The sequence below is a fragment of the Bradyrhizobium sp. CCBAU 45394 genome (assembly GCF_028128655.1).
Classification (GTDB): Bacteria; Pseudomonadota; Alphaproteobacteria; order Rhizobiales; family Xanthobacteraceae; genus Bradyrhizobium; species Bradyrhizobium diazoefficiens.
Genome location: NZ_LBIX01000174.1, coordinates 398,262 through 407,320 on the forward strand (window position 1 = coordinate 398,262; position 9,059 = coordinate 407,320).

Annotated in this window: 12 protein-coding genes; 9 read left to right on the top strand and 3 right to left on the bottom strand. The window is 65.0% G+C overall.

What is annotated here, in order from left to right:
* Positions 1–161 precede the first annotated feature (161 nt).
* Complete coding sequence (locus WN73_RS35175; RefSeq protein ID WP_011086924.1) at positions 162–710, top strand: CreA family protein; 549 nt, start codon at positions 162–164, stop codon at positions 708–710.
* Positions 711–744: 34 nt separating this feature from the next.
* Here the strand turns inward: WN73_RS35175 and WN73_RS35180 are convergent, their stop codons facing one another.
* A complete protein-coding gene (locus WN73_RS35180; RefSeq protein ID WP_028171130.1) occupies positions 745–954 on the bottom strand; it encodes a hypothetical protein in 210 nt (69 codons plus the stop codon).
* A gap of 205 nt (positions 955–1,159) precedes the next feature.
* Between WN73_RS35180 and WN73_RS35185 the strand changes: the two genes are divergently transcribed.
* From WN73_RS35185 to WN73_RS35195, 3 genes are read left to right on the top strand one after another with little or no spacing between them, the layout of a single operon-like run.
* Positions 1,160–1,354 (top strand): hypothetical protein, encoded by a 195-nt coding sequence (locus tag WN73_RS35185; RefSeq protein ID WP_161535146.1) that lies wholly within the window; start codon positions 1,160–1,162, stop codon positions 1,352–1,354.
* A gap of 11 nt (positions 1,355–1,365) precedes the next feature.
* Positions 1,366–1,530, top strand: coding sequence for a hypothetical protein (locus WN73_RS35190; RefSeq protein WP_202633020.1), 165 nt, complete (start codon positions 1,366–1,368; stop codon positions 1,528–1,530).
* A gap of 34 nt (positions 1,531–1,564) precedes the next feature.
* Positions 1,565–1,927: a hypothetical protein gene (locus tag WN73_RS35195; RefSeq protein WP_038966792.1), complete on the top strand. Its 363-nt coding sequence runs from the start codon at positions 1,565–1,567 to the stop codon at positions 1,925–1,927.
* A gap of 12 nt (positions 1,928–1,939) precedes the next feature.
* On the opposite strand, the gene WN73_RS35200 is transcribed toward WN73_RS35195, so the two are convergent.
* A complete protein-coding gene (locus WN73_RS35200; RefSeq protein WP_161535145.1) occupies positions 1,940–2,185 on the bottom strand; it encodes a DUF6719 family protein in 246 nt (81 codons plus the stop codon).
* 67 nt (positions 2,186–2,252) lie between these two features.
* Positions 2,253–3,722 (bottom strand): MocR-like pyridoxine biosynthesis transcription factor PdxR, encoded by a 1,470-nt coding sequence (pdxR, locus tag WN73_RS35205; protein WP_161535144.1) that lies wholly within the window; start codon positions 3,720–3,722, stop codon positions 2,253–2,255.
* A gap of 75 nt (positions 3,723–3,797) precedes the next feature.
* Here pdxR and WN73_RS35210 point away from each other — a divergent pair, with 75 nt between their 5' ends.
* The 5 genes from WN73_RS35210 (at position 3,798) to kynU (ending at position 8,985) form a co-directional block, all read left to right on the top strand.
* Positions 3,798–4,523 carry a pyridoxamine 5'-phosphate oxidase family protein gene (locus WN73_RS35210; RefSeq protein ID WP_271556802.1) on the top strand — a complete coding sequence of 242 codons (726 nt, stop codon included), beginning with the start codon at positions 3,798–3,800 and terminating at the stop codon, positions 4,521–4,523.
* Between the two features lie 53 nt (positions 4,524–4,576).
* Complete coding sequence (locus WN73_RS35215; protein WP_271556803.1) at positions 4,577–5,854, top strand: ArgE/DapE family deacylase; 1,278 nt, start codon at positions 4,577–4,579, stop codon at positions 5,852–5,854.
* Positions 5,855–6,084: 230 nt separating this feature from the next.
* Positions 6,085–6,894 (top strand): alpha/beta hydrolase, encoded by an 810-nt coding sequence (locus tag WN73_RS35220; RefSeq protein ID WP_271556804.1) that lies wholly within the window; start codon positions 6,085–6,087, stop codon positions 6,892–6,894.
* A 34-nt stretch (positions 6,895–6,928) separates the two neighbouring features.
* Entirely contained in the window at positions 6,929–7,768 is an 840-nt protein-coding gene (gene kynA / locus WN73_RS35225) for a tryptophan 2,3-dioxygenase (RefSeq protein WP_271556805.1), read from the top strand.
* Between the two features lie 2 nt (positions 7,769–7,770).
* Positions 7,771–8,985, top strand: coding sequence for a kynureninase (gene kynU, locus WN73_RS35230; RefSeq protein WP_271556806.1), 1,215 nt, complete (start codon positions 7,771–7,773; stop codon positions 8,983–8,985).
* The last annotated feature ends 74 nt before the right edge of the window (positions 8,986–9,059 follow it).

Below are 9,059 nucleotides of genomic sequence, written 5' to 3' on the forward strand. Positions count from 1 at the left end.
CGCGTTCACCGGCAAGGCAGTTCTGCCATCAGCTACATTTGTCCAAGACGTAGCAAAAAAGCCTCACGGAGCGGTAAACGGCGGCCGCTCCTCGCGGCCAGTCGCCTTCCTGTCTGGCTGTCTCATCCCTACATTGCGGGTACTTGTTACCGGAGAACTTCATGTCATCTCGTTTCCCCGGTCTTTCCGGCATCCGCTTGAAAGGCCTTGCTTTATTCCTCCTGGCTCTGGTCGTGCCGGTGGCTTCCGCCCAGGCTGCCGACGAGCCGGATCTGATCTTCCGCCGCTCGACCGTCTTCAAATGGGTCAGCCCGAATGACAAGCTCGCGACCTACGGCCTCGATGATCCCGAGGTGGAAGGTGTCGCCTGTCATTTCACCGTGCCGGAGAAGGGTGGTTTCAAGGGCTGGCTCGGCCTTGCCGAGGAGGTCTCGGACATCTCGCTCGCCTGCCGCCAGGTCGGGCCCATCAAGTTCAAGGACAAGATGGAACAAGGCGACGACATGTTCCGCAGGCGACGCTCGCTGTTCTTCAAGAAGATGCAGATCGTGCGTGGCTGCGACGCCAAGCGCAACGTGCTGGTCTACATGGTCTATTCGGACAAGCTGATCGAGGGCTCGCCGAAGAACTCGACCTCGACCGTGCCGATCATGCCGTGGGGACCGGCGGACGCCAACGTCCAGAAGTGCGGCGAATTCTTCACTCAGTGACGCCGTTTGCGTTCACTCAGTGACGCGTTTGCGTTCACTCGGTGACGACAGCACGGCTGACGCGCGGTTTTGCGAGATGCGAGCCGGTCAGCCGCACGAACATCTGCGGCGCGGCCTCAAAGCCGCGGCTCGATTGCAGCGCCATTTCGCTCGTCGAAGTGACGGGGCCGCGAACAGGTCGTTGATCTCCGCGGTCCGTCCGCTGCTCCGCTTCGCGCGTCGTTGCGCGTTTTCCCGCCATCATGATGGCCATCCCTCACGTGATCGCGCCCGGTGATCCGGGCGTCTCGGTTTCGATGGCTTGGGTCGCAGCCGAAGCGCCCCCGGTTCGACAGGGCCCAACCTTCGTTTGGCTTCTCTTCAGCAGAAAAACGTAAAATGCGTATGAAGCGTGCAAGGCGCGCGCATGACAGCGCGCCCCCGGCGCATGTTCGTGCTGGAACAAGGACTTGCCGGGTTACGTTGAGTTGCGGCGCAACCTGACTGAAATGATTGGCATTTTCCGAGAATTGTTTCGTCGCATCGGACCGGACGAAACAATTCTCACGGAGATGAAACCATTTTCCGCCTTTGGCGCATCACGCGCGAAACCACCCATGGTTATCAGCTTCACAACGACGGCGGTGCACCGCCGGCGACATTGAGGGACAAGACCATGCGCGCGCTCAGCTTCATCCTTGCTTTCGGTTTTGTCCTCGCCGGTTCCTCGTTCGCAGGCGCGCCAGACGGCAATCTGCCGGGCATCGGCACCTTCCAGTACAGCGGCTCGCCGGTCATTACCCCGTCGCCGCAGCCGATCGTGGTCGCCGCGCGCTTCTGATCGCCAACAAGAAAATCAGCCGTTAAAGGCCATCATGAATCTTCGCATTTGCGCCGCAGCGCTCATTTCCCTTCTCACGATCAGTTCCGTCCAGGCGCAAGTGCGCTCTCCCTCCAGATTGCCTGATCCCCGCACCGAGTTCGTGCGGCAGTGCGCGCCACGCATGCTCGGGCGCTGGGAGCATCCGGAGGAAGTCTGCGGCTGTCTGCATGACCATGCCGCCGCGGTCGTCGAGGACCGCGATCTGCGCGAGGCGCTGCTGCGCGGCATCAGCGAGACCGGCGTTCCGACGATCGAGACCGATTGGGTGCCGACGTCCAAGCAGGGCGAGATCGGCCCGACCTTCACCAAGATCGCCAAGCCCACCTTGCAGTGCATGTTCGATCCGGCGAAGTAGCCTCTCCGATTATCATTTCGATTTCGGCCCGTGCCGCGGCACGCAGGAACTCGTTTGCGCGATCCCCTTGTCGGTCATCTTCGCGCCGCGGACCTCCTTGACCTGTCCGGCCGGGCAGGTTCCGTCATCCACCAGCACGCGCTGGCCAAGTTTCAGATCCACGATGTCCTGCTCGCGCCCGACGGTGCCTGCGCGCGCCGTCGAGGCAAGCGCGATGACGATCAGGAGCGAGAGGCAGGCTGCGCGGCGGAGTGACATGATGAGGGCTCCCGGAATCGATGCCGCAATGTAGGGAGCGGTCGCCGATTCTGATAGCAAAGCTTCGTCACGCACGCCGGGCCGATCTGCCCTTCACGCGCAACGCGGCACGCGATTCCCGCGCGAGCCGTTCCGCGGATGCCACGAGCTTCGGAACCGCATGCCCGGAAAATCCCAGCACGAAGCCGGGCAGGGGACGTGTGCGCGAATAGGTGTCGGCCAACAGCCAGCCTTCGGCGCCGGCGGCCAGCTTCGCCTCGGCCGCGACCGATAGATCGACCGACGGATCGAACCTTGCGACAAGATGCAGGCCCTGCGAGGGGACCGGTACGGACAGCACACCGTCGGATCTGGCCTCCAGCGTCTCAGCCAGCGCGTCGCGAGCCTCGCGATAGAGCTTTCGCACCCGCTTCAGGTTCGCCGCAAAGGCGCCGGAGTTGAGCATGTCGGCCACCGCGCCTTCCATCAGCGTGCCGGGAAAGCGGTCGAGCGCGGTGCGCGCGGCTGTCACGTCGGCGATCAGGCGCTCGGGCAGGGCGCAATAGCCGATGCGCAGGCCCGGAAACAGCGTCTTGGCGAACGTGCCCATGTAGATCACGCGCTGGAGATGATCGATGCCGGCAAGCGACATCAGCGGCGCGCCGTCATAGCGGAACTCGCTGTCGTAATCGTCCTCCAGCACGAAGGCGCCGGCCTGCTTGGCCCAGTCGAGCAGTTCGAGCCGGCGCGGCATCGACATCTGCACGCCCAGCGGAAACTGGTGCGACGGCGTCACATAGGCCGCGCGCGCGGACGGTGCCGACGTGCGGCCCTTGGCGATGCGCATCCCGTGCTCGTCGACGGGGACGGGCACGGCGCGATAGCCGCAATGCGCGATGGTCTTGCGCGCGGCGGGGTAACCTGGGTCCTCGCACCAGACCTGGTCGCCCGCCTTCAGGATCGCACTCAGCACGATGCGCAGGGCGTGCAGCGTGCCCGACGTGAGCATGATCTGGTCGGGATCGCAGCGCAGGCCGCGCGCCGACAATAGATGATCGGCGATCGCCGCCCGCAGCTCGCGGCTGCCGCGGGGATCGCCATAATGAAGATGCTCGGACCCGAACGCGCGCATGCGCCGGCCGACAAAGGCGCGGAAGCGCTGCACGGCGCGTTCGTCGATATGGGTGCAGCCGAGCGAGAACGCGCCTTGCTGCGGTGCTTCGACGATCACCTTCGGCTTCTTAGGCTCGGCGGCACGCGCTGGAATCCGCGCGGCGACGAAGGTGCCGGAGCCGACGGTGGCATCGGCAAAGCCGTCGGCGATCAGGCGTTCATAGGCGGTGACGACGGCGTTGCGTCGGAAGCCCGTTTGCTTGGCCAATGTGCGCGACGGCGGCAGCGGCTCGCCAGGCTTGACGAGGCCGGAGACGATCATCTCGCACAGCGCCTGGTAGAGCCTGTGCGCCGCCGATGCGCCGGCGGTGATGTGCGCCCCGGTGAGGTCGAGCGGCAGTTCGGCCTTGGCGGGCGAGGGCGAATTGGTCGGAATTTTTTGCATGGAATTGGCACTATCGCAGACCAAATCGGCCGCTACAACTGCCCTGGAACTGTTCCATTCACGACAGGAGCGGCCGTGAGCCAGACCGAGACTTCAAATTCCTATCCGACCTCAGCGCGCAACCAGGTGAAGCGCCGTCACGACCGCGGCTTCTACGATCACGACACGGTTCATCGCATCCTGGATTCCTCGATGCTCTGTCATGTCGCCTATGTCATCGACGGCCAGCCCTATTGCACGCCGACCTTCTTCTGGCGCGAGGGGACGAAGCTCTATTGGCACGGCTCGCGCGCCAGCCGCATGCTGCGCAACCAGACCAGGGGCGAGCGCGTGTGTCTCACCGTCGCCCATCTCGACAGCCTCGTGCTGGCGCGCTGTGGCTTCAACCACTCCGCCGACTATCGCGCGGTGATGGCGTTCGGCACCGCCTATCTCGTCACCGACCCCGAGGAGAAGGAGCGGGCGGTGATCGCCATGGTCGACCGATTTTTCCCGGACCGCACCGCGAGCCTGCGGGCGAGCAACACGCAGGAGATCAAGGCGACCTCCTTCATCGCCATGGAGATCGAGGAGGCCTCGGCAAAAATCCGCGCCAAGGGTGTTGCGGACGACGACGAGGACTATGCGTTGCCGATCTACGCCGAGCGCATTCCCGTGCGCACCGTGCTCGGCGCTCCGGAGCCGTGTCCGCGCCTGCTGGAGGGTGTGACGCGCCCGGCGACGCTCGATGGCTATTCGGAAGGCCGCCTGCTCGAAGATGCATTGCGGGATGCATATTTTGTGGAGTACCCGAACGGCTGAAATCGGCTAGCTTGCGCGCTCCTTGGGACCATTCGAATGCCTGGAGTTGCCTGATGAATGCCGAAACGCAGCAGAGGATTGTTGACGCCGTCGATGCCGGCTTCGAAGCCCAGCTTGCGACCACCCGTGATTTCGTTGCGATCCCCTCGATCCGCGGGGCCGAGGGGCCGTGCCAGGACATGATCGGCGACCTCCTGCGCGCGCGCGGCTACGAGGTCGACGACTGGCACATCAATGTCGACGATTTGAAGGATCTGCGCGGCTTCGGTCCGATCGAGCATGATTTTTCCAAGGCGCGCTCGGTGGTGGGCACCTACCGTCCACAAACGGGCGGCGGCAAATCGCTGATCCTCCAGGGCCACTGCGACGTGGTGCCGGCAGGCCCGCTGGAATTGTGGGACACCCCGCCATTCTCGCCCGTCATCAAGGACGGCAAGATGTTCGGCCGCGGCGCCTGCGACATGAAGTCGGGCACGATCGGCGCGCTCTATGCACTCGATGCCATCAAGGCCGCGGGCCTCAAGCCGACGGGGCGGATCCACTTCCAGTCCGTCATCGAGGAGGAGAGCACCGGTGTTGGCGCGCTCTCGACGCTCCAGCGCGGATACCGCGCGGACGCCTGCTTCATCCCGGAGCCGACCGGCGGCAAGATGGTGCGCTCGCAGGTCGGCGTGATCTGGTTTCGCCTGCGCGTGAAGGGCCATCCGACCCATGTCGCGTTCGCCGGCTCCGGCTCCAATGCGATCATGGCGGCCTATCATCTGGTCCATGCGCTGCAAAAGCTCGAGATCGAATGGAACGAGCGGGCCAAGGCCGATCGCCATTTTGGGACGATCAACCATCCCATTAACTTCAACCCCGGCATCATCAAGGGCGGCGACTGGGCCTCCAGCGTCCCGGCCTGGTGCGACGTCGATTGCCGCATCGCGATCCTGCCGGGCTGGTCGGTGGCCGATCACCAGAAGGAGATCATGGCCTGCGTCACTGCTGCCTCGCGCAACCACCGCTTCCTCGCCAACAACCCGCCGGAGGTCGAATGGTCGGGCTTTTTGTCGGAAGGCTATGAGCTGACCGACGCGGTAGCGCCCGAGGCGGCATTCGGCAAGGCCTTCAACAAGGTCTATGGCGGTGCAGTCGAGGACCTCGTCTTCACCGCGCTCACCGACACCCGCTTCTACGGCCTCAATCACGGTATCCCGAGCCTCTGCTTCGGCGCCAGCGGCGGCGAGATGCACGGCTTCAACGAATACGTTGATCTGGAGTCGCTGAAGAAGACGACCAAGGCCATGGCGCTGTTCATCGCGGAGTGGTGCGGGGTGGAGAAGGCGTAGGTCACTCTCCGACGTCATTGCGAACAAAACGTTTGGTCATTCCGGGGCGCCTAAAGGGCGAACCCGGAATCTCGAGATTCCGGGTTCGATGCTTTGCATCGCTCCGGAATGACGAGTGGAGAGGCTAGCGGTGCCCTCATCCAGATACTTTAAGCTTAAAATAAAGACTAGGATGCGGCCGTTCCCGGTGGCAGACTGGCGGCCGCCTTGAGTCCGCCGAGGGAGTAACGATGCGCGATTGGGACGACGCTTACGCCAATTCGGCCCATATCCCGGGCTCAGACAAGATGCCGGCGCAGTGGGCGGAGCGGGCGGCGGCCTACCGCGCCGGGCTGAAGGAGTTTCGCGCCGACATCGCCTATGGCGCCGGTGAACGCCAGCGCTTCGACCTGGTCCTGCCCGACGGCGACAGCAAGGGCCTCGTCGTCTTCGTCCATGGCGGCTACTGGATGCGCTTCGACAAGTCGGCGTGGACCGATCTTGCCGAAGGCGCGCGGCACCAGGGCTGGACCGTGGCGCTGCCGAGCTACACGCTGACGCCGGCTGCGCGCGTCTCCGACATCACCGCTGAGATCACCGCCGCGATTGCGACAGCGGCCTCGTTTGTCGCAGGTCCCATCCGCCTTGCCGGCCACTCGGCCGGCGGCCATCTCGTCACGCGCATGCTGTGCGATGACAGCCGGCTGGAGCCCGCCGTCTACAACCGCATTGCCGGCACGCTCTCGATCAGCGGGCTGCACGACTTGCGTCCGCTGCTCAAGACCAAGATGAACGAGACGCTGCGCATGACCATGGAGGAGGCGACGCTCGAAAGCGCGGCGCTGCATCTGCCGCGCGGGCATTCGCCTGTGACCGCCTGGGTCGGCGGCGGCGAGCGGCCCGAATTCATCCGCCAGTCCGATCTACTGGCCAATGTCTGGACCGGCTTCGACGTGCCGACGCGCCTCGTCGTCGAGCCGGCGCTGAACCATTTCACCGTGATCGACGGGCTCAAGGATCCGTCGTCGCAGATCACCGCGCGCCTGATCGGCCTCGACTGAGCCGGGCCGGAATGATCGATCGGGAGGGCCAGCCATGACGTCCAGCGATTACGATCCTGCAAGCGAAGGCGCCGAGACCGACTTCTCCCGGCGCATGTCCTATGGCGACTATCTGGCGCTGGATGCGATCCTCGGCGCGCAGCATCCGCTGTCGGAAGCGCATGACGAGATGCTGTTCATCATCCAGCATCAGACCACGGAGCTGTGGATGCGGCTCGCCATTCACGAGCTCAGCGCCGCGCGCCGTGCCATCGCCAGGGACGAGGTGCAGCCCGCGATGAAGATGCTGGCGCGGATGTCGCGCATCTTCGAGCAGCTCAATAACGCCTGGGACGTGCTGCGCACGATGACGCCGAGCGAATACACGCGCTTCCGCTCGCAGCTCGGCCAGTCCTCGGGCTTCCAGTCGCGGCAGTACCGGCTGATCGAATATCTGCTTGGCAACCGCAACCACGCCATGCTGAAGCCGCACGCGCACGATGCCGAGGTGACGAAGGCGCTCGAGGCCGAGCTCGCGACGCCGAGCCTCTATGACGAGGTGCTGCGGCTGGCCGACCGCAACGGACTCACGATGCCGGCGGCGGTACTGTCGCGCGACGTCCGCGAGACCCACAGCTTCAACGAGGGCGTGCTGCAGGCCTGGCGTGTCGTCTATGAAGCGCCGGAGACGCACTGGATGCTGTACGAGCTCGCCGAGAAGCTGGTCGACTTCGAGGACTATTTCCGGCGCTGGCGCTTCAACCACGTGACGACGGTCGAGCGGGTCATCGGCTTCAAGCGCGGCACCGGCGGCACCGGCGGCGTCAGCTATCTCAAGCGCATGCTGGAGGTCGAGCTGTTCCCCGAACTCTGGCGCGTCCGCACCATCCTCTAGAGATGTCCATGACCAAGTCGAAGCTTCGCGTCTATGACGACACCAGGGCGATGTTCCATCTGCCTGACGGCGTGATCTATCTCGACGGCAATTCACTCGGCGCGCTGCCGCTGGGCGTTGCCGAGCGCGTCAGCCGCGTCATCACCACCGAGTGGGGCAACGAGCTGATCCGAGCCTGGAACACCGCGGGCTGGTATGCCCAGCCGCGCCATGTCGGCGATCGCATCGCCCGGCTGATCGGCGCGGAAGCCGGCTCCGTGATGGTCGGCGACACGCTGTCGCTGAAGGTCTACCAGGCGCTTGCGGCCGCGCTCGACATGAGCGCATCGCGCAAGGTCGTCCTGTCCGACACCGGCAATTTCCCGACCGACCTTTACATGGCCGAAGGCCTGATCGCGACGCTCGGGCGCGGGCATCAATTACAACTGGTCGCGCCGGAGGAGATCGAGGCTGCGTTGTCGGAGGAGATCGCGGTCCTCTACATCACCGAGGTCGATTACCGCACCGGCCGCCGCCACGACATGGCGAAGCTGACGGCGAAAGCCCATGCGCTCGGCATCGTCACGGTCTGGGATCTCGCCCATTCGGCCGGCGCACTGCCGGTCGATCTTGCAGGGTCAGGTGCCGATTTCGCCGCGGGGTGCACCTACAAATACATCAACGCCGGCCCCGGCGCGCCAGCCTTCCTTTACGTCGCGCCGCGCCACGCCGACAATGCGCGCGCCGCGCTGTCGGGCTGGATGGGCCACGCAAAGCCGTTCGCGTTTGAACTCGCCTATGTCGCCGCCGGCGGCATCGAGCGCATGCGCGTCGGCACCCCGCCGGTGCTGGCGATGGCGGCGCTGGAGGCTTCGCTCGACATATGGGACCGCGTCGATATCGCCGAGGTCCGCGCGCGCTCGCTGGCACTCGGCGATCTCCTGATCGCGGAAGTCGGGCGCCGCTGTCCGTCCCTAGAGCTGGTGACCCCGCGCGCGCATGAGCGCCGCGGCTCGCAAGTTTCCTTCGCCTTCGATGGCGGCTACGCCGCCATGCAGGCCCTGATCGCCCGCGGCGTCATCGGCGATTTCCGCGCTCCCGACATCATGCGCTTCGGCATCACGCCGCTGTATATCGGCGAGAGCGAAGTGATGAGGGCGGCTGAGATCATCGAGGAGGTGATCGCAGGCGAGGTATGGCGCCGGCCGGAATATCAGGTCGTGAACGCGGTGACGTGAGGACGGTGCCCGCCCATCCGTCATCGCGAGGAGCCCTTGCGACGAAGCAATCCAGGATCCTTCCGCAGAGACGC